Source organism: Vibrio paucivorans, from assembly GCF_054053395.1.
Map to the genome: position 1 here is coordinate 2128044 of NZ_CM133230.1, position 18418 is coordinate 2146461.

An 18418-nucleotide genomic window follows, 5' to 3' on the forward strand; every position below is an offset into this window, starting at 1 on the left:
ATAAAAAACGCCGGATAACTTATCCGGCGTTTTTATTGATGCTAAAGACTACTATGCAGCTTGAGCTTCACGACCCAACTGCTCAAATAGTTGTGTCGGAGTGAGATTAAATCGGCGCCGAACAAAACGGCAGAAATGCCCGACCGATGAGAAATGTAACTCCGTCGATATTTGAGTAATGTTTTTACCCGTTGTCTTAAGTGACTGTGCCTTGTCGATGATTAACGATTCTTTAATCTTGAGAAAGGACAGCCCTTCTTTTTCCAACCGGCGCTGAATGGTACGGCGTGGAATTGACGTCACGCTAGAAGCAACATCGAGCGATATGTCGTGCTCATCGAATATTGGCCCAAGCGCACTTTTCAATGATTCGCTGAATGTCTCGACACCATGAGATTTCACCGAAAACAACGGTGTTGGCGAATTGCATTCGGTCGGCAACAGTTCGATCCCAGTGTACGGCTGCGCAAAACACAGCACACATTGTTGCTGATAAACTTTCGCCAAGTAATGGTGAATATCACTAAGCTCATCGACCTTAAGGTATAGATTAGATTTTACTGGGATATCTTTGAGTAAGTGACGGTATAACTCCAACGACAAGATCGAGAAATAGACCTCAGCAAAGACAAATTTCACGCTCGACTGCTCAACCGGTTCTACCACTAAGATTGGTTTACCATAGTGATGTGTTGCGCCCATCCAGAAACCGGCAAGGTGCGGCTCTGAGTTATAGACAGCTTGCGCCACATTCCATTGGAATAAAGACGTCGAATCGACGAGGCCTTGAGTCAAGACCGGTAAGATATCGTTTTGAATGCTGCATTGAATCGCTTCGACCAGCTTTTCTTTACCGTACTGCTGGGCAGTATTACGCAACAAAGATTCAAAACTAGCGTACGAAACAAGTCGAGTTTCCTCTTTTTGAGGAAAAGGACACATGGCATCACGATAAAGCTGTGACTTACGTTCTGCGTTTCCTTCCAGAGCATTAATAAATCCATCTAAGTACATTGTATGAATTAACGGAATCATAATTTACCTAGGATATTTAATTTAAAGGTGTCGATACAAAAACGATAAAAAGCCCTAACAATCGACATCTGTACGTAATTTACTCTTGTATAGATATAAGAACCAATGTAAAAAAAGGATAACTGATATACGCCTGGTGCATTTCTATGGTTACATTAGAGCAACAACTATCCAGAATTGACCTCAACCTACTCGTCTCTCTGAGTGTTTTGATCAAGGAAAGGAACGTAACAAAAGCGGCTAAGGTGCTTTACCTTTCCCAGCCGGCAATGAGTCGAACCTTGTCTCGCTTGCGCGATCTACTTGGCGATCCACTGTTCTATCGCGAATCCAACGGCCTAGTTCCGACCCAAAAAGCGTTGGAGCTGCAAGCGCCACTCGATGAGCTGCTTAGAGCGATGCAACAGTTAGTCACCGCAACTAGCTTTAGCCCCAAGGAGTGTGAGCAAGCCTTTACCATTTCTCTGCCACCCTTGATGAGCCAGTTTTTGTCTGTACCTTTGGCCAAACGCTTTATGGCGGAAGCACCCAAAGCTAGCTTGCTTGAGTTCCCGATCTCCCGAGATCCGTGCCAACAATTGCAAGAGCGCATCGTTGACTTCACCATCCACATCGAGAAACCTGGCAACGAGATGGAAATGCCAGCGCAAAAGATCGGCCAAACCTACGCCATGTTTTACGTGGCTCCAGATCACCCGTTAACTCAGAAAGAAAGCGTGACACTGGAGGATTGCCTGTCCTATCGCTTCGTAGACCTAACACTCGATATTCGCTCTAACTACGGATTGCTAAACCCGATCGACAGCTACCTGCACTCCAAAGGGCGTATGCGTGATATTGCGTTTCGTAGTGGGCAGCTTCAGACCTTAATTCAGGTGATGCAGGGAACGAATACTGTGCTGTCTTCGTCTCACAAAGTGGCCGAGCTCGAGAACTTGAAAGATACTCTCGTTCCTATCTATGCCATGGATGACAGCGAACTACTGGTCGACGTGTACTTGATTGAGCATAAGCGCACAGAAAACAGCCGCCCTCATCAATGGCTTAAACAACTCATACTGAATACATTAAGTGATGTGCTGAGCACACCGAATGCCTAGCCAGCGAAAGCGCTAGCGGCATAGAGTTGAAGTGCGAGTTCTTTGAACTCGCACTTTGTCGTTATAGAGCGGATGTATCGATAAGTAATTAGAGTGCGCTTAGGTAAGCCTTCAGAGATTTCAATCGAACCGTCGCACCACCAATAATGTCCATAAAACCAAGCATTGGGTGTGGTTTGGTTGCTGAAATCCAAGCTGCGCCTTTCGCACCGAGTGGAATGCGGTAACCCTCTGGTTCTTCGAACTCAATGATCACCGTACGGCCATGAGTTCCCATGTTATTACCGACATGTTGAGTTACGCGCTGAGCACCGTTTTGAACCGACACCATCGACTCACCCGTGCCACTGGTAATACTGTGAACCTTACCGCGGAACACTTCACCAGGATGCGAGTTGACATAGAACTCGGCAAACTGACCAACCTTGATGTAACGGAAAGATTGGTCTGGAATACGCATTTCCATGAACTTCTTACTGGTGTTGAATAAGTGCATGTTACCGGTGCGCGTGCCTTTAGTGATGTTAACCACACCCACTTGGCCATCAAATGGCGCAACCACTTGGTTTAGGTCATTAAGCCATTCCGTTTCTGCAATTTGCGCGCGAATGTTGCCGATATCAGCACGCTTAGACGCAAGCGTCGCGTAACCTTGCTGGATCTTGTTGGTCAAGTCATCGCGGTCCACTTCGCTGCTGTACTCGTCCAATTTCTCCATACGTTGTAGGTTTTTCTCGTCGGTTTTGATTTGTGTTTCCGTCGCGTCAATTTCGTGCTCAATCGCTTTTAGCTGTGCTTTCAAGCCGTTGATTTGTTCAACATCTGACGTTGATTCCAACGTGTACAACAAGTCACCTTTCTTAACCACTTGGTTGTGCTTAACGTAAACATCTTGCACTTTTTGACCAATTAGCGGGCTAAGGACCGCATGAGGAGCCTTCACGGTACTGCTATCGGTAAGATCCACAGGCGCCCAAAATCGGCTAACGGTGAACAATGTCGTTGCTAGAAAAGCACCAAAGGACACTAAAATCGTTGCATTCTTCAAGTTCCACTTAATGACACCAGCTTTAACTAACAGCCAGCAAATCAGGATATAAGGCAGCATAATTTCTTTCATTACTTCGTCTCCTCACCTGTTGATTTTGAATCTTGAACACCTTTACGAATGATCGCACTCAAGCCATCACTGATAACATCCCAACGAGTAAAGGCGATAATTAACGCGAAAATCCACCACACTTTGTTAATAAACAAACCACACAGCGATAAGATAAACACTAGATTGCTGTGAGCGCTCTTTTTATGTTGTGTTTCATGCACCGCCACTTCATGTAAGCGCCACAATAAGTAACCGACATACCCAAAAATCGACAGAGTGATCACAAAGATTAGCCCCATGAACACTTCGGAATTCAGCAAGTTTATGATGCTCGGGTTGCCACCAACGAAATCGCTCGCTGGCATCTCTTTACCGTGGATCAGTGACAAAGTAGAAAAGAAGAATGATGTGCCAGCCAGTGCTGACACTACTGCGATGGCTTTAACAAGCCACATCAGAATCGCTTTGATTTTTTTCATGGTTTAGCCCTCTAGAACGTGTACGCCATACCAACAAAGTGAACGTGGCCGATTAGAACACCGTCCAATGGGTTTGCTTTTCCAGTTTGCTCGATATCCATTTCACCAAAGTCTGCGAACTCGTAGTAGATGTCTAGCTTGCTGTCTGTCCACGCTTTGCTTACACCCACGGAATAACGGTGCTGTTCGCCCACAGGTAGGTCTGGGCTTTGGTTTGCAGGGTCATCTATAGGAGACGTTTCATAGGCGTAGCCAGCTTTTAGGCTCCAACTGCTTGTAAGTTGATATTCGCCCCCAATTGATGCTCGCCATACGTCTTGCCATTCGCGATTAATCGAAAGCGTCCCCTCAGGGCTCGTTAAGTCGACATCTGTTGACTGCATATCAGACCATTGATGCCACTGAACAGACGTCATAAGGTCGAGCCTGTCTGTCATTTGATAAGCAAGGCTTAAGTCTGCTGTCGCAGGAAGGATAAATTCGGTGCTATACGTACCCGTTCTAGTCACCGTTTGCTTTAAGATAACGGCACTGACTGTTGAGTCACCATCAAACTCATGTTCAATTTTAGAACGGTAAGACAAGCCAATTCTGGCCTTATCTGTCGCTTGAAAAACTACGCCCAAGTTGTAGCCGTAGGCAAAATCATCAGCGGTGTCGAGTTCGGCCAAAGCGGAGCTTTGCTGGAACAAAGCGTAATCAACTTGTAGGCCCGCAGCGATAGAAAGCTTGTCGCTTATCGCATAGCTCAAAGATGGGTTAAATTGATATGTAAGAAGTGCAACATCTGTCAGCTGGTTTTCGCCTTGCCAGCCGTCACCATAATCTAGCGTTGCACCACCAAGCGTACTGAAAGCCAAACCCAGTTTTAGTTTTTCATTTAACTCCATCACATGGTAAAAACTGGCAATAGGCATCGTTGTATTACTGTGCCCTTCAGTCCCCTCACCTTCATACTTTACGTCCAAGTTAAGTAGTAGGCCCGAGATTGTGGTGTGCTCTTTATCCATATGAGACATAATCGCTGGGTTGCTCCAAATGGAGGCAGCGGATCCAGTGTAAACTGCATCTCCAGCTCCTGCCGTACCCATATTTGCGTATGTTGCTTCCTGCAAAAATACTCCACTAGCGAATGCCGAATTGCATGCCGCTAAAACCGATAAACCGGCTATACGGAACATTGTTTTTGCCATTGTGATTCCTAGAGTAAATGATAATAAACACACTAAAACTAGGGCAACACAAGACATCACTTCAAATCATTTAAAAACATTTCAGGTATACGCTAAATGCATAGTCATTGATACAGCTATCATTCAGGCATTTTTTTGATTTTCACAAAAGATATAAAAAAACCGCATACAAGGAACTTGTATGCGGTTTGTTGTTTAAGTTGTAATTACGCTGTTACTTAGAAGTTGTAGTTCACGTTTAACTCTACTGTTTGCTCAGCACCGTACCAGCAGTTGTACATGTCGTAACAAGTGTATGATTCTTCGTTGAATAAGTTGTTCACGATCAAGTTAGCTGACGCACCACTTAACGAACTAGATAAGTAACTCATGTCATAACCAAACGATAAATCAACTGTCGTATAGCTTGGCACCATACCCTGAGTATTGGTCGCGTCCATCTGCATTTCACCGACATAGCGAACGCCTGCACTTGCACGAGTCCCCGCAAGCGCACCGTCGTAAACGAAGTAGTTCGCCCACAGGTTCGCAGCGTGCTCAGGGATATAGATAGGAGTGGTGCCCTCTAAGCCATTTTCACTATCCTGAGTAACTTCTACATCTAGGTAGGTGTAGTTTGCAGCAATATCCAAGGCATCAGTAATAAACCACGTACCTTGCGCTTCTAAGCCACGAGAGGTGAGTTCACCGACTTGCAGTTTTGCGCCCCATGGGTCTAGAGGATCTGCCATCAAGGCATCGCTTTTCACGATATTGAACAGCGATATCGACCCTGATTTAGACATATCCGGCGCCATATATTTCACGCCAACTTCAACTTGCTCACCCATTTCTGGCTTGTAGTTCTGACCTTCGGTGCTTGCCGTTGGTTCAAAGCTGGTAGCATAGCTGATAAAAGGTGCCACGCCGTTTTCGAATTCGTACAGTCCACCCACGCGGTATGAGAATTGGTTTTGGTCCGCTTCTGTGTAGTTTTCGTAAGGGTACCAATCTGGCCCATACTGATATTGGCCAGTGTAGTCGCTACTCGATTTAAACTGATCGTAACGGCCACCAGCAATCAACACCCAACGATCCCAACGCAATTGGTCTTGGAAGTACATGCCTAGTTGTTCAACCTTCACTTTGTCTTCGTATTCGGAAGTCTTAGAGAGTTGGCCGCGATCAATCATGTCGTTATTTGGGTCGAATAGGTTAAACGTACCAAACTGGCTAGTACTTCCGTACTCGTTGTACAGCGAATTACCATCCAACTTCTGGTAGTCGAGGCCAAATAGAATGTTGTGCTCAACGTCGCCCGTCATCACCTTAGCGGACAACTGGTTATCGATCACGATACCTTCCGACTTCTCGGTTGTGTCGTAGATGGTACGATCCAAGTTCCCAGTTGCTGGGTCGAATTGATCTGCGGTGTGGTAAGTGTTCTCTTGGTACAAATCCGCTTTCATATAACGGAAGTTTTGTAAGAACGACCAATTGCTGTTGAACTGATGTTCAAATTTGTAGCCAGCTAAAAAGACTTCACGCTCAAACGTGCTCCAGTTTTTATCACCAACAAAAGTATTTGGGTTAGTGCTACCGTTAGGGTTATCGACAAACATACCCGATGCAGGCATCGAAGAGTTCATCCCCATTGCTGGATCATTTTGATAGTAGATATTCAGATTAAGTAGCGTTTTCTCGCTAATATTCCAATCGATCGAAGGTGCAATGACATAACGCTCCTCTTCGGTATGGTCGACTTGGCCATCTTGCTTTCTCGCTAACGCAATGAAGCGGTAGTTGAGATCTGAATTGCCGATTTGCCCAGTACTGTCAATCGATGCTTCCATTAAGTTACGAGAACCAGTAGCAACACCAATATCTGTATTCGCTTCCTGCTGTGGTGATTTAGCAATCATATTCACCATACCACCTGGAGGCATCGCACCGTAAAGTACCGATGTAGGCCCCTTAAAGATTTCGACCTGCTGCAATGCGATTGGATCAATCTGAGGTTGTAGATTCCAACCCGCTAGAGACTGCAAAACCAAGCCATCATAATAGCTTTGGCTCACATCAAAACCACGGATATTGAACGTATCGTACATAGTGACCGACGAGCCTTTTTGCTCTGTCACTACGCCCGGTGTATAACGCAACGCTTGGTTTAAAGACTTCACGCCTCTAGCTTCTAGCGTCTCACTTTCAATCACATTAATCGCTTGTGGCGTTTCTTCTGGCTCCAGTGACGTTTTGGTCGCAGTATTTCGGTAAGCTTTACCTAATACAGAAATAGTCTCAACGTCCGAAGATTCCGTTTCTTCCGCAACAGTTTGGAATGAGGCCAACAATGAAATAGAGATAGCGCACGCAAGCGAAGTACGTACGAATAACGGGCGTGAATTTTGAATAGTCATAAGTCCCTACAAGTCGTATCCGATAGATGTAAATGGAATGTTAGTGATAATTGTTATCATTTGCATGCATGATATCCGAGAACGAATCGGAAAACTTAACCATTTGGTGCAACTTAACTGATTAATTTATTGATAGGGAACTTTTTCATCGGGTTAAAAGGTGAAATGACTGCAACACCGTGCCCTGTAGGCTTTCCTTCACTCCCTTTAATCACCTTTAGGTGCGACAGGTAACCAGTATTCGACACTAATAAAGCCTTGTTCAGTTTGAGGCTGGTACACTTCTATCTCACTTCCATCTAAGGCGATATAGCTTGAATGAGGAAGCCAGTGGAAAATAAACCAACTGACTGCTTCGGAAAAACGTTCAATTTCTCCCTCGTATTTCAAGACAGCATATTGACCTTCATCGATAGAGACCAAGTCTAGTGTTTCAGTTAGCGGGTGTGTGACATTAGCAGCGTCCGTCCCCGCAAAGTAACTGAGTGACCCTTCCAATATATCGCTATCAAACTGAAACACGCCGACATATCGCTCAAAGGGCTGATCATGGGTTAGCTTTTGAAAGTGTTGCCAAGCGAGTGGAACCGTTTGCAAGTAATCTGGATTGGTCGACATTAAGCCTTGCACCGGTTGGCTGACCCCAACCACATCGAATCTATTTGAGTGTTCAATTTTAACTTGATAAAACACATCCCCCTGAGAGGAAGAGGGCTGTGGCGCACGGACGACTCGCTGACAAATACCCGTTCGCGTACCACGTAGCTGATATTGCTTTGGGCTTAAGCCAAACTGCTTTTTGAACGCCCGACTAAAAGCAATTTCAGAGCCGAATCCACAAGCAGAAGCGATGTCTAACATACGCTGTTGCTTGCCGAGCACAAGCTCCGCAGCATGAGAAAGCTTCTGCTCTCGCACATACTGAGCGACTTTCTTTCCGGTGTATGCCTGAAAAACTCGCTGTAACTGCCAACGAGACCAACAACTTTTCTCGGCAAGCAGTTCTAAAGAGATGGGCTGGGAGATATGCTGATCGACATAATCTAGCACTTGCTCGATTCTATTGAGTCTATGGCTTGCTGATGTCGACGCTTTCATATGTCATAACGGTGAGTGGTTAAAAAGTGAGTCCAGTGTATACCCATCCATCACTTCGATGCACCAACTGAATTACTTCTTGTTATCAGGATGACGAGGGCAATCTGCGCATAGCTTTCGCCCCTCGCATTTATACACCAAGCAACAGCTGGTTCTTACTAACTTAAGATGCCCTGTCTCGTCATCAACTCGCAAACTTGCTAACAACTTCTCGGGTAGTTGAAATGCTTTAAACCAGAGCTGCGCTTGAGCAAGAAGATAGTCGTTGGTTAACTCCGGTACAAAGTTTTGCAACTTGATGAGACAACCTAAAATACCATCGGCGATCAAGTGGTGGGTAAAACCCGGGCGAATGCGAGTCCAGCTGTCGATAGACTGGCGATAAAACGAGTAGAGCTCTTGTAAATCGCGCCCGGCCATGTCAATCAACTCTTCCTGAGAGGCATGGGTATGTTGATGGCTTTCGAAGCTGAACCCTGCAATAAAGTGGGCATGTATACCCTGCCCCATGCGCTTCAGTGGAGGCAGACCATGACAGGCATAGATAGAGACAAAGGCCAAATACATTGGTTGCCAGCAGAGTAAATCCCATGTTCGGGTCAACCAATAGGCCGCGCCAGCTTCTGGGTTTTCTTGCTTCAAGCGTAGGTACAAGCCTTGAATATCACCAGAACAATCATTGTCGATATGAACAAAGCCAAATCCAGTCTTATCCCGTGGGCAAGACGTCACTTCCCCTTCCAAGTATGGTGTGACTTGACGCGAGTAATCAAAAAGCTGTTGGAAAAATGAGTCTGTCTGCATTGCTGTTTGAACGGTTCCGGATTTGGACGCTAGAGCATAGTTCGATACAAATAATAATGCAATTTATTATATGGATTAGCTTGGGTTACACTTTGCTACTCGAAGAAGCTTCACGTAACTGTGTTAGAAACTTCACCCAGCTTTGAGCTTCATTCGACGGGTTAATTTCGTTGACTCGTTTTGCATGAACCAGCGCTGTATCAATATCATTAAGCTTATACAGGGCTCGCACCCTAGCCAGTTCAACATCAGCTTTACGCGACTTATCGGTCACTTTATCCAACGAAGCTAGGGCAGCTTTATATTGGCCCTCTTGGCTTTGTAGCTGGGCCAGGTTCCAGTAGTACTTTTCATCCAACTGTGCCGCCAGTTTCCAAGTGCCAATCGCTTCTTGCCACTCTTTCGCCATTTGCCAATATGTCGCCTGCTCTGCTAGGAGCTTCGATTCTTGGCTGAGCTTTTCAAGTGTCGCCATCGTCTGCGCAGCACGCATCGGAATCCCGCGCTGTGCGTACAACTGAGCTTTAAGGTGAATGTCTTGCTGAGACAGTTCAATACCTTGCAGGGTTGCGAGGGCTAGTGTGTCTAGCGCCGCTTTACTTTGCTCTAACCTCAGGTGTAGTCCGGCTAATTGACGCCACCAATTGACCTTATTCGGCTCCAGTACAATTAGCCGTTCAAGAGTAGGAATCGCGCCTTCCCACTGCTTAAGCTGCATCTGTGCACCCAATTTTAGCGATAGTGGCGTGACTTCATCTGGATGACCAAATTTGTCGTATTTCGCGATACCGTTAAGCACCTCACGATACTGCTCAATTTGGTAGTGGGCCTGCGCTATACGAAGCCAGAGTTGGTCTTCTTTTTGGCTATCAGGTACCGCTTTAACCAAGTCATAGTAATACGGTAAAGCCTCTGAGAACTCCTGCTCGTTGAGCAACAGATCTGCCAACATTTTTTTGGTTGTCCAAGCTTGCTCATCTTCAAGCAAGTCGCTCTCCACAGCCTGGCGAATATGTTTGATAGCAGCCGAAGTATCATCGGATTGCCAATAGAAAACCCCAAGCATACGGTCGACGTAAGCCTTATCGTATGCACCATTCGCATCGATAGCGTTTAGGGTTTCAATCGCCTCGGCATACTTTTCTTCCTGCGCTAATGTGTTTGCTTTTTGCACCCGAACCGCAGTGTACTGCGTTAGTTGAGCGCCAACAGTAACCGGTGTCCAAGAGAGTGACGCCACCAATACAAGCATGGTGAAAGCGACCGTTGTGTATTTGCGTATCATCATTTTGCTAGTTTGAACTCCAGCTTAACGCTCTGATTGAGCTGAGCAATGGCCTTACCATCAATCACTTTTGGCTGATATTTCCACTTTTGCAACGCTCGAATGGCTTCTCGTTCGAATACGCGTCGTGGATTAGCTTCCACCACTTCAATATCCGTCGGGCGACCTGTTGAGTCAATCGTAAACTTCATGATCACATACCCTTCCATTGAGCGTTTAAGTGCTTTGGCAGGATAGCGAGGTTCGACACGATATAGCGGCATTGCTTGCTGATTAACACCAAAGTCTGAGAAGGTCGGTGCATTGATCGCCAGTCCATCAACAGCGGTATCTAAACCAAGTGATGGTACAGATTGCATCGAAGTGACTTGATTCACTTCTGCCTTCGCTTGGCTAACTTGAGCTTGTGGTGGAATTTCTGGTGGCTCTGGTTGATCCGGCACGCTGCGCTGGCGACGTTGCAGTTCCTGCTCATTTTCCACCATCACCATATTAAAGCTCACCGCTTCACTTTGCTTAGGTGCGCCTTTATGACCATTATCGACCATCCATGCCATAAAGCTGAACAGCCCGACAGAAAGTATCAGCGCCAGCGGAATAGCAACCCAGATACGCCCCATTATTGTTTCTCCGCGGCCAGTGCGATGTTTTTCACTCCTGCTCCTTTGGCAGCGTCCATCACCTTCACAACCGTACCGTTATACGCATGCTCATCAGCTTGAATCACGAGAGAGGCATCAGGCTTATCCAATAACAGATGTTCGAGAGTGGCTTGAACACGTTCGGCATCGACCACACGTTTATCAATGTAGATATCGTTTGCCGACGTAATTGCTACGAAGATCCCAGCATCTTTTTGGCTTGCAACATTTGAAGCCTGAGGGCGGTTGACCTCAACTCCAGATTCACGAACAAATGAACTGGTCACGATGAAGAAGATCAGCATGATGAAAACAATATCGAGCATCGACGTTAGATCGATTTGTGCTTCTTCAGATTTATTGTGGCGTCGACCGAGTCTCATCGTTGACTCCTTAAAGATTTTTCTAACTTCAGTTCAAGTAAATTGCATTTTTTGGCAAGACGAGAGTGTACAAACATCCCCGCTAAGGCTGCGACCATGCCAGCCATCGTTGGCAGGGTCGCCAACGAAATCCCTGAAGCCATTAGCTTAGGGCTGCTGCTACCTTGGTTTGCCATGACATCAAAAACAGAAATCATACCCGTCACGGTGCCAAGCAAACCTAACATAGGGCATATTGCCACCAGCACCTTGATGAAATTGAGATTCTGGCGAAGCGCCATATGCGCTTGACTAACCCAACTGTCACGAATCGCACGGGCGTGCCAAGAGGCATGGTCTTGCCTTTGTTGCCAAGCGTCAATCCACTCCGAGCGCTGCTTAGGGAAATAGAATGCGATGTACAATACTCTCTCAATGACAAGACACCAGAACACCGCGACGACAGCCGCCAACCACCATAATACTTGACCACCTTGCTGCATGAACTGCTGCAAACTCAAGTACCAGTGGCTAGACAACAATCCGCTGCTTTCTAGCAATGAGATTGAAATGAGATCGTTCATTACGCTGGCGTTCCTACAGGCTCAAGATCGGTTTTTTCCGCTTGCTCTGCCACTAAGCCGATGCCTTGTTTTTCCAGAATATTGCGAATATTTTCAGACTGAGTGCTCAGAATGTTATGCGCTAGAAGTAGTGGCATCGCTGAAACAAGACCAAGCACGGTAGTCACGAGTGCCATCGAAATGCCGCCCGCCATAACTTTAGGGTCACCGTTACCAAACTGCGTGATCACTTGGAAGGTTTCGATCATACCCGTTACAGTACCAAGCAGGCCTAACATCGGTGCCAATGCTGCAAGAAGCTTCAGCATTGATAAACCTTTTTCTAACGCTGCTTGTTCGTCTACTACCGCTTCCAATAAGCGAAGCTCAAGCGCTTCTACGCTTCGGTTTTGCTCTTTGTTATATACGGCAAGTACACGGCCAAGTGGGTTATCTCCTGGGTTTTCCGGCTGTTTAAGCTGCGCCGCGATCTTACGACGAGCGTTTGCCAGTGATACTCCACGAACTAACGCTATCACAAGGCCAACCGCCAATAAGCCTAAGATAATCTTACCCACTACACCACCTGCTTGTAGCCTGTCTGATAGGCTTGGCGTATGAGCCAGTTGCTCTAGCATAATGCCACGAGAAGGGTCTAGTACCACGCTAGACATGTCACCAGATAACACACTCGCAAGAGAGGAAAGTGTCGGCCCTTGCTCTGGCTGTTTGCGGTATTCAACCGCGTCACCACGTTTGCCATTCCACTCAATGTAGCCATTTTCTGTCACCAGTCCTAAAGCGCCAATGCGCACGGCTTCCACTTGTTGTTTCTGCCCTTCACCATTGATAAGAGTCACATTCTCTTTTTTCACTTCACCACTGGCGTTAATTTGTTCTAGCAAACTCTGCCAAAAGCCGGTTAGCTGCGGCATTGAAGGTAGTGACTTAGCCGCAACGATATCATCGACAACAGCTGAGTGAGTGTTTTCACTAACCCCAGTTACCGAGAAATGAAGCTCCGACTGAAGCTCTTTCGCATTTTGGCGCACAACACCAAACAACTCGCCCAAGCTACCGGTTTCTAAGCGCAGTTGCTCTTCTAGTCGGGCTAGAGTGTTTTCGTTTTCACCGAACGTTTTGGCTAGCGCGTCCGTTTCGCTCTGTAATTGATCTCGCTTGGCCGTCAACTCTGCTTTCAGTGCGTTAAGCTCTTTCTCCGAGAGGTTGAACTCAGCGCGTCTTTGTTTCTCAACTTGTTGCTGTTGCTGCCTGTCGGTAGACGCTTTTTGCGCTAATTCATCGGTCGCATGAGTCGCGAAAGACGCAAGAGAACACAGTAAAACAGTGCTAAAAATACGAGCTTTCATGTTATTTCGCCTCCGCAACAGTCAAAGATACAGGTAGTTGAATTAAGCTTGGCGCCACTTGCTTGGCAGCAATCGCATACGCTTTATCAAGTTCCGCTTTATTTGATGAATCAACCGTTACCCAAGATTGAGACTTCTCGTCCCAAGACCAGTATTTGTTACCCCCTAAATTACGCGCAATTAAGCTCACGCGGCCTAAATACAACACATCGGCTTCAATGCGTTCAGTACCAGACATTTCGATACTGCCGCGGTAAAGGCCAAGCTTAGTTCCGTAATCTAGCTCTATTTGGTAAGCCTCTAGAATACGGCGGTATTTTTCAGCATCGCTCACATCCGCTCTTGGCATCATGGCTTCTAGCTTCTCGATGCGAGTGACTCGCTGTTCAAAACGAAGGGGCTTGTCGTTTTCCACCAATGTTTTTAGACCATCGATCATGTTATACATCAGAGGCACTACCCCCTGACGAGTGTATTTGATTTGGTCGATCTGCTGATCAATGCTGGTAATTTCTTTCTGTTGGCTATCGACCAGAGACTTAAGGTGATCGCGGTATACTTCCAGATTCTTAAGCTCTTCTCGCAGCTGTTCAATCTCGGCTTTGTGTGCCATCGCGGCTTCTGCGCTACGGTCGATTTTGACTTGGCTGCTTGCCGATTCTGCGTGGCTTTTACTTTGAATAGACTGTGCGCTATCTAAACCAGAAGCGAGTGCCGTGGCAGAGCAAACAGTGAGGAATAAGGTGAAGCTAGATTTCATTATGTTCATGGCGATACTTACTTTAGAAGCGATCCCGAAGAAAGACAGTGTTGTCGTGTTTTCAAATACCTTATTGATAAACACTCTCATTATCAATAGGGCGGCGATTGTATCGGCTTTTATTTTGAAATACCAATCGATATTTCAAACGTATTGTTCACCAACCATAATCACAAATAAAGTAAGGGTATTAACTCTTTTCACAATATCACTTGGTAACGAATAGGGATTTTATCATCTACCGTACGCTACCCACAGCTATCCTGACGCCCAAATCATAGTTCTGATAAATACAAATCCTATCAAATACGCCAAGACTAATGATTATGAAAATCGTTATCATTAATCATATTTTATGGTAAAGTCAGCGCCTGATAATAACCCTATGCATAATGCGTTCACTCATGTACCAACTCGTCGATGCCTCTTTTGATATTGAAGGCAAAACCATTCTTCAGCCTACTTCCCTTACTTTTAATAAAGGCCAGGTAACGACATTACTCGGTCATAACGGTTGTGGTAAATCGACTTTGGTAAAGTTACTCAGCAGGCAAAACTCACCCAGTCACGGCAAAGTATTGTTCGAAGGAAAGGCTGTTTCTGAGTTTTCGCACCAAGATTTTGCACTAAACGTCGCTTATCTCCCTCAGCACCCACCTATCACCGACGGCGTGACCGTCCGAGAGTTAGTGTGCTTTGGCCGTTACCCTTGGAAAGGCGCTTTTGGCCGATACAGCAAACACGACTACCAGTTGGTCGATGACGCCATCGAAAAAGTAGGCCTTACGCCGTTTAAAGATAGATTTGTAGCAACGCTGTCGGGTGGTGAGCGCCAACGAGCATGGGTAGCGATGCTACTTGCCCAGCAAAGTAAGTGTATTTTATTGGATGAGCCCACCTCAGCATTAGATGTAGCTCACCAATACGAATTGCTGGCACTAATTAGAGAGCTCAACAAAAGCTTAGGACTAACTGTCATCATGGTGCTGCACGATGTGAACATGGCTGCAAAGTTCAGTGATGAGCTTATCGCCCTGCATTCAGGGAAAGTCATCGCATCAGGCTCACCAGAATCAATGATGACACCACAAACATTACAACAGATCTACGGAATGGAACTGGCGCTCTTTCCTCACCCAGAAACAGGCAAACCTATCAGTTACATCCCTTAACTGTCCGGTAGTAGGAACTCAGAATGAAATTCATAACGCTTTTATTTGCTGCACTGATTGCTTTCAACGCGAGCGCAATTGAGATTGAACACGAAATGGGAATGGCACATTTCGACGCAACACCTAGCAAAGTCGTGACCCTAGACTGGGCACTGACAGAAACCGTACTTAGCCTTGGCATTGAGCCTTATGGTGTCGCCGATGTCCCTGGTTACGATACTTGGGTTTCTCAACCAAAACTGAGCCCTGGTACTATCGATGTGGGTTCTCGTCGTGAACCCAACCTAGAACTGCTTACTGACATCAAGCCAGATGTTATTTTGATCAGCCAACACATGGCACCTGCTATCGAGCAACTGCAAAAGATCGCGCCAGTTCTTGTTTTCACAGTCTACAGCGACAAAAAAGCGCCACTTGAGTCGGCAGAACATATTACTACTCAACTAGGTGCTCTATTAGGAAAGCAGCAACAGGCGAAAAATGTCATTGAAGCGACTCATAAACGTTTAGCTGACAATGGTGATGCGATTCGTAAGCAGATGGATGAAGATAAGCCTCTGATGTTTATTCGTTTCATTAACGACAAAACGCTAAGAATTCATAGCGACGGTTCTTTAGCACAATCAACCATCGCGCTTATGGGTTTAGAAAACTCTTGGCATGAACAGACTAACCAATGGGGCTTTACGACGGCTGGGGTCGAAAAATTAGCAGAGCATCAAAAAACCAACCTGATGATCTTTGGCCCACTCAATGACACTGAACGCCAGCAGCTGATCAGCTCACCACTTTGGCAAGCGATGGAGTTCACTCGTACCGATTCCGTTTATGAACTGCCAGCGATTTGGACCTTTGGCGGATTACTGTCAGCACAACGATTTAGTGACCACATCACGCGTCAGTTATTGAACTAATCAATGAACACAACCACATGCCAAGATAGCGAGTTACCCGTTACATTCAGCCGCAAGCTACTTATAGTTGCGGCGATAATGGTCGCTATTGTTATTGCGTTACTCGACATTACCGCCCCTTATTCTCAAGGTATCCAACTGCTGTGGGATACGTTATTTCACTACGACCAAACAAATTACCAGCACCTGATCACTCATTTAACTTACCTACCCCGTTTGGTTGTCGCGATATTGTGTGGTTTTGCACTTGCGATTGCTGGGTGCGTGATGCAGTTTGTGCTACGTAACCCTATTGCCTCTCCTACTACGCTGGGCGTTGCGGCAGGTGCAGAACTTGGCATGATATTAGGTACCTTGCTAATCCCTGCCAGTATGGGGATCGGTGGATTCATTCCAGCTTTCATCGGTGGCTGCTTAGCAACCTTTCTCGTCTTCTCATTAAGTGCTAAACGTGGCTATTCGCCGGTACATATGGTTTTAGCTGGCATGGTCGTTAGCCTATTCTTTGGCTCCCTCAATACGATGCTGCTACTGCTGAACGAGCAGCAGCTCACCAGTTTATTCGTGTGGGGGGCTGGTACTCTAAACCAAAATGACTGGTCGAGTACCCAAATGCTTATCCCATTGGTGTTCATTCCTACTGCGTTACTGCTCGCACTGCAACGCCCTCTGTCAGCCCTTCAGTTTGGCGATGGCGTTGCGACATCTCTTGGCGTAAATATTAAACAGATTAAGCTCGCCTGTTTATCACTGGCAATCTTTGTTACTGCAGCGGTTGTCAGCGAAGTTGGGTTAATTGGTTTTGTTGGTATCGTTGCCCCTGCGCTTGCTCGAATGTTAGGTGCTCGAACCCTTTCGCGTCAGATTTTACTTAGTGGTGTTATTGGTTCAGCCATGCTGCTTTTGGTTGATCTTGTGATTCAGCCTTTCTCTGGTGTGGGAGGAGAAATGCTACCAACTGGAGCGATGACTGCACTGATTGGCGCTCCATTCTTACTATGGCTATTACAACGCAAATCTTTGCAATCAGATTTGCGTTCACGTGACGAAGTGGTTGAGCAGTATCAACATCGTCGACTTATCCCTGTACTCAGCATATTAACCATTGTGGTGTTCATCGTGGCGATGATTGCGCTATTTATTGGTAAAAATCAGTTTGGTTGGAGTTACGCCATCACGCAATCATTGTTTGAATTGCGGGCACCAAGAGTCGCCGTGGCTTTACTTGCAGGAATTGGGCTAGCGTTTGCGGGCACCATTATTCAACGAGTATCCAATAACCCTATGGCAAGCCCAGAGATTCTCGGTATCAGTTCTGGCGCAGCCTTAGCCTTGGTCCTTGGCACCGTGCTTGGTATGTCACTTGAACGACATGAACAAATGCTGTGGGGAACGATAGGAGCATTATCTGTTACCGCTGTCGTTTGGTTGATGGGACGAAAACACAACTTTGCACCCACTCAAACCTTGTTAACAGGTATTGCACTCAGTGCTGGCTTGGATGCCCTATTACGCGTTGCCATGACGTCTGGACAAGATAATGTGAAGTCATTGTTAACTTGGTTATCCGGCTCAACGTATTTGGTTTCTAGCCAAGATATTTGGTTGCTGCTCTTTGGCGTCATTATCATTGGTGCGGTGTCTCTGGCCTCACATCGCTGGATTGAATTGATCGGGCTCGGTGAAGTCAGCGCCAACAGTGTGGGTGTCGACTGCCGAAAAGTGCGCTTGGTATTACTCATTTTGGTCGCGGCGATGACAACCCTCTGCACGATTGTGATTGGCCCGCTAAGCTTTATCGGCTTATTGGCTCCGCATATGGCCAGATCTTTACACCAATATCGAGCTCTACCGCAAATGATAACAGCAGCACTGATCGGCGGCGCCGTGATGGTGATGGCCGATTGGATTGGGCGCGTCGTCTGGTTCCCATGGCAGTTCCCTGCTGGGCTACTTGCTTCCCTAATCGGCGGTGGCTACTTCTTGTACTTGATGAGACGTTAGGTGAGTTCAGTCTATTTCAATCGCTAAATCGGCCCTCATCTAATTGATAATAATAATATTTAAAAACGGATAATTCACAACACTAAAACATCCAACTCTACTTTTTCTAATATTCCATCAATTTCTCTAAAATTAGT

17 protein-coding genes are annotated in these 18418 nt (G+C 46.2%); 4 read left to right on the forward strand and 13 right to left on the reverse strand.

Features of this window, described 5'->3' with window-relative positions; all coding sequences use genetic code 11:
• Positions 1-51: 51 nt before the first annotated feature.
• Positions 52-1035 (reverse strand): helix-turn-helix domain-containing protein, encoded by a 984-nt coding sequence (locus ACXABW_RS09710; protein ID WP_457522424.1) that lies wholly within the window; start codon positions 1033-1035, stop codon positions 52-54.
• 146 nt (positions 1036-1181) lie between these two features.
• On the opposite strand from ACXABW_RS09710, the gene ACXABW_RS09715 reads away from it, so the two are divergent.
• Positions 1182-2135 (forward strand): LysR family transcriptional regulator, encoded by a 954-nt coding sequence (locus ACXABW_RS09715; RefSeq protein WP_457522426.1) that lies wholly within the window; start codon positions 1182-1184, stop codon positions 2133-2135.
• Positions 2136-2223: 88 nt separating this feature from the next.
• On the opposite strand, the gene ACXABW_RS09720 is transcribed toward ACXABW_RS09715, so the two are convergent.
• The 12 genes from ACXABW_RS09720 to ACXABW_RS09775 all read right to left on the reverse strand — a co-directional run bounded on the left by ACXABW_RS09720 (position 2224) and on the right by ACXABW_RS09775 (position 14200).
• Positions 2224-3255: an HlyD family secretion protein gene (locus tag ACXABW_RS09720; RefSeq protein WP_457522428.1), complete on the reverse strand. Its 1032-nt coding sequence runs from the start codon at positions 3253-3255 to the stop codon at positions 2224-2226.
• A complete protein-coding gene (locus ACXABW_RS09725) occupies positions 3255-3716 on the reverse strand; it encodes a magnesium transporter (RefSeq protein WP_457522429.1) in 462 nt (153 codons plus the stop codon). Before ACXABW_RS09725 ends, ACXABW_RS09720 begins: the two co-directional genes overlap by 1 nt.
• A gap of 11 nt (positions 3717-3727) precedes the next feature.
• Positions 3728-4909: an OmpP1/FadL family transporter gene (locus ACXABW_RS09730; RefSeq protein ID WP_457522431.1), complete on the reverse strand. Its 1182-nt coding sequence runs from the start codon at positions 4907-4909 to the stop codon at positions 3728-3730.
• 218 nt (positions 4910-5127) lie between these two features.
• Positions 5128-7308, reverse strand: a complete 2181-nt coding sequence (locus tag ACXABW_RS09735; protein ID WP_457522432.1) for a TonB-dependent siderophore receptor — start codon at positions 7306-7308, stop codon at positions 5128-5130.
• Positions 7309-7515: 207 nt separating this feature from the next.
• Positions 7516-8406, reverse strand: coding sequence for a helix-turn-helix domain-containing protein (locus ACXABW_RS09740; RefSeq protein ID WP_457522433.1), 891 nt, complete (start codon positions 8404-8406; stop codon positions 7516-7518).
• A 72-nt stretch (positions 8407-8478) separates the two neighbouring features.
• Positions 8479-9210 (reverse strand): siderophore ferric iron reductase, encoded by a 732-nt coding sequence (locus tag ACXABW_RS09745; protein WP_457522434.1) that lies wholly within the window; start codon positions 9208-9210, stop codon positions 8479-8481.
• Between the two features lie 85 nt (positions 9211-9295).
• A complete protein-coding gene (locus ACXABW_RS09750; RefSeq protein WP_457524994.1) occupies positions 9296-10462 on the reverse strand; it encodes a tetratricopeptide repeat protein in 1167 nt (388 codons plus the stop codon).
• A gap of 32 nt (positions 10463-10494) precedes the next feature.
• Positions 10495-11115, reverse strand: a complete 621-nt coding sequence (locus ACXABW_RS09755) for an energy transducer TonB (protein WP_457522435.1) — start codon at positions 11113-11115, stop codon at positions 10495-10497.
• Complete coding sequence (locus ACXABW_RS09760; protein ID WP_252027615.1) at positions 11115-11519, reverse strand: ExbD/TolR family protein; 405 nt, start codon at positions 11517-11519, stop codon at positions 11115-11117. The genes ACXABW_RS09755 and ACXABW_RS09760 overlap by 1 nt, the downstream gene beginning before the upstream one ends.
• The gene (locus tag ACXABW_RS09765; RefSeq protein ID WP_457522436.1) at positions 11516-12082 is read right to left on the reverse strand and encodes a MotA/TolQ/ExbB proton channel family protein; all 567 of its coding nucleotides are present in this window, start codon (positions 12080-12082) and stop codon (positions 11516-11518) included. The genes ACXABW_RS09760 and ACXABW_RS09765 overlap by 4 nt, the downstream gene beginning before the upstream one ends.
• The gene (locus ACXABW_RS09770; protein WP_457522438.1) at positions 12082-13431 is read right to left on the reverse strand and encodes a MotA/TolQ/ExbB proton channel family protein; all 1350 of its coding nucleotides are present in this window, start codon (positions 13429-13431) and stop codon (positions 12082-12084) included. Before ACXABW_RS09770 ends, ACXABW_RS09765 begins: the two co-directional genes overlap by 1 nt.
• Position 13432: 1 nt before the next feature.
• Entirely contained in the window at positions 13433-14200 is a 768-nt protein-coding gene (locus ACXABW_RS09775) for a DUF3450 domain-containing protein (RefSeq protein ID WP_457524996.1), read from the reverse strand.
• A 395-nt stretch (positions 14201-14595) separates the two neighbouring features.
• Between ACXABW_RS09775 and ACXABW_RS09780 the strand changes: the two genes are divergently transcribed.
• From ACXABW_RS09780 to fhuB, 3 genes are all read left to right on the forward strand, one after another.
• Positions 14596-15363 (forward strand): ABC transporter ATP-binding protein, encoded by a 768-nt coding sequence (locus ACXABW_RS09780; RefSeq protein WP_457522440.1) that lies wholly within the window; start codon positions 14596-14598, stop codon positions 15361-15363.
• Between the two features lie 23 nt (positions 15364-15386).
• On the forward strand, positions 15387-16277 hold the full coding sequence (locus tag ACXABW_RS09785; RefSeq protein ID WP_457522442.1) for an ABC transporter substrate-binding protein: 891 nt from the start codon (positions 15387-15389) through the stop codon (positions 16275-16277).
• A 78-nt stretch (positions 16278-16355) separates the two neighbouring features.
• Complete coding sequence (fhuB, locus tag ACXABW_RS09790; RefSeq protein WP_457524997.1) at positions 16356-18281, forward strand: Fe(3+)-hydroxamate ABC transporter permease FhuB; 1926 nt, start codon at positions 16356-16358, stop codon at positions 18279-18281.
• Positions 18282-18418: the final 137 nt, after the last annotated feature.

Bases quoted from the DNA above. Each gene is read 5' to 3' on its own strand.
- ACXABW_RS09710 (WP_457522424.1), bottom strand. From the start codon at position 1,035: ATGATTCCGTTAATTCATACAATGTACTTAGATGGATTTATTAATGCT.
- ACXABW_RS09715 (WP_457522426.1), top strand. From the start codon at position 1,182: ATGGTTACATTAGAGCAACAACTATCCAGAATTGACCTCAACCTACTC.
- ACXABW_RS09720 (WP_457522428.1), bottom strand. From the start codon at position 3,255: ATGAAAGAAATTATGCTGCCTTATATCCTGATTTGCTGGCTGTTAGTT.
- ACXABW_RS09725 (WP_457522429.1), bottom strand. From the start codon at position 3,716: ATGAAAAAAATCAAAGCGATTCTGATGTGGCTTGTTAAAGCCATCGCA.
- ACXABW_RS09730 (WP_457522431.1), bottom strand. From the start codon at position 4,909: ATGGCAAAAACAATGTTCCGTATAGCCGGTTTATCGGTTTTAGCGGCA.
- ACXABW_RS09735 (WP_457522432.1), bottom strand. From the start codon at position 7,308: ATGACTATTCAAAATTCACGCCCGTTATTCGTACGTACTTCGCTTGCG.
- ACXABW_RS09740 (WP_457522433.1), bottom strand. From the start codon at position 8,406: ATGAAAGCGTCGACATCAGCAAGCCATAGACTCAATAGAATCGAGCAA.
- ACXABW_RS09745 (WP_457522434.1), bottom strand. From the start codon at position 9,210: ATGCAGACAGACTCATTTTTCCAACAGCTTTTTGATTACTCGCGTCAA.
- ACXABW_RS09750 (WP_457524994.1), bottom strand. From the start codon at position 10,462: ATGCTTGTATTGGTGGCGTCACTCTCTTGGACACCGGTTACTGTTGGC.
- ACXABW_RS09755 (WP_457522435.1), bottom strand. From the start codon at position 11,115: ATGGGGCGTATCTGGGTTGCTATTCCGCTGGCGCTGATACTTTCTGTC.
- ACXABW_RS09760 (WP_252027615.1), bottom strand. From the start codon at position 11,519: ATGAGACTCGGTCGACGCCACAATAAATCTGAAGAAGCACAAATCGAT.
- ACXABW_RS09765 (WP_457522436.1), bottom strand. From the start codon at position 12,082: ATGAACGATCTCATTTCAATCTCATTGCTAGAAAGCAGCGGATTGTTG.
- ACXABW_RS09770 (WP_457522438.1), bottom strand. From the start codon at position 13,431: ATGAAAGCTCGTATTTTTAGCACTGTTTTACTGTGTTCTCTTGCGTCT.
- ACXABW_RS09775 (WP_457524996.1), bottom strand. From the start codon at position 14,200: ATGAACATAATGAAATCTAGCTTCACCTTATTCCTCACTGTTTGCTCT.
- ACXABW_RS09780 (WP_457522440.1), top strand. From the start codon at position 14,596: ATGTACCAACTCGTCGATGCCTCTTTTGATATTGAAGGCAAAACCATT.
- ACXABW_RS09785 (WP_457522442.1), top strand. From the start codon at position 15,387: ATGAAATTCATAACGCTTTTATTTGCTGCACTGATTGCTTTCAACGCG.
- fhuB (WP_457524997.1), top strand. From the start codon at position 16,356: ATGGTCGCTATTGTTATTGCGTTACTCGACATTACCGCCCCTTATTCT.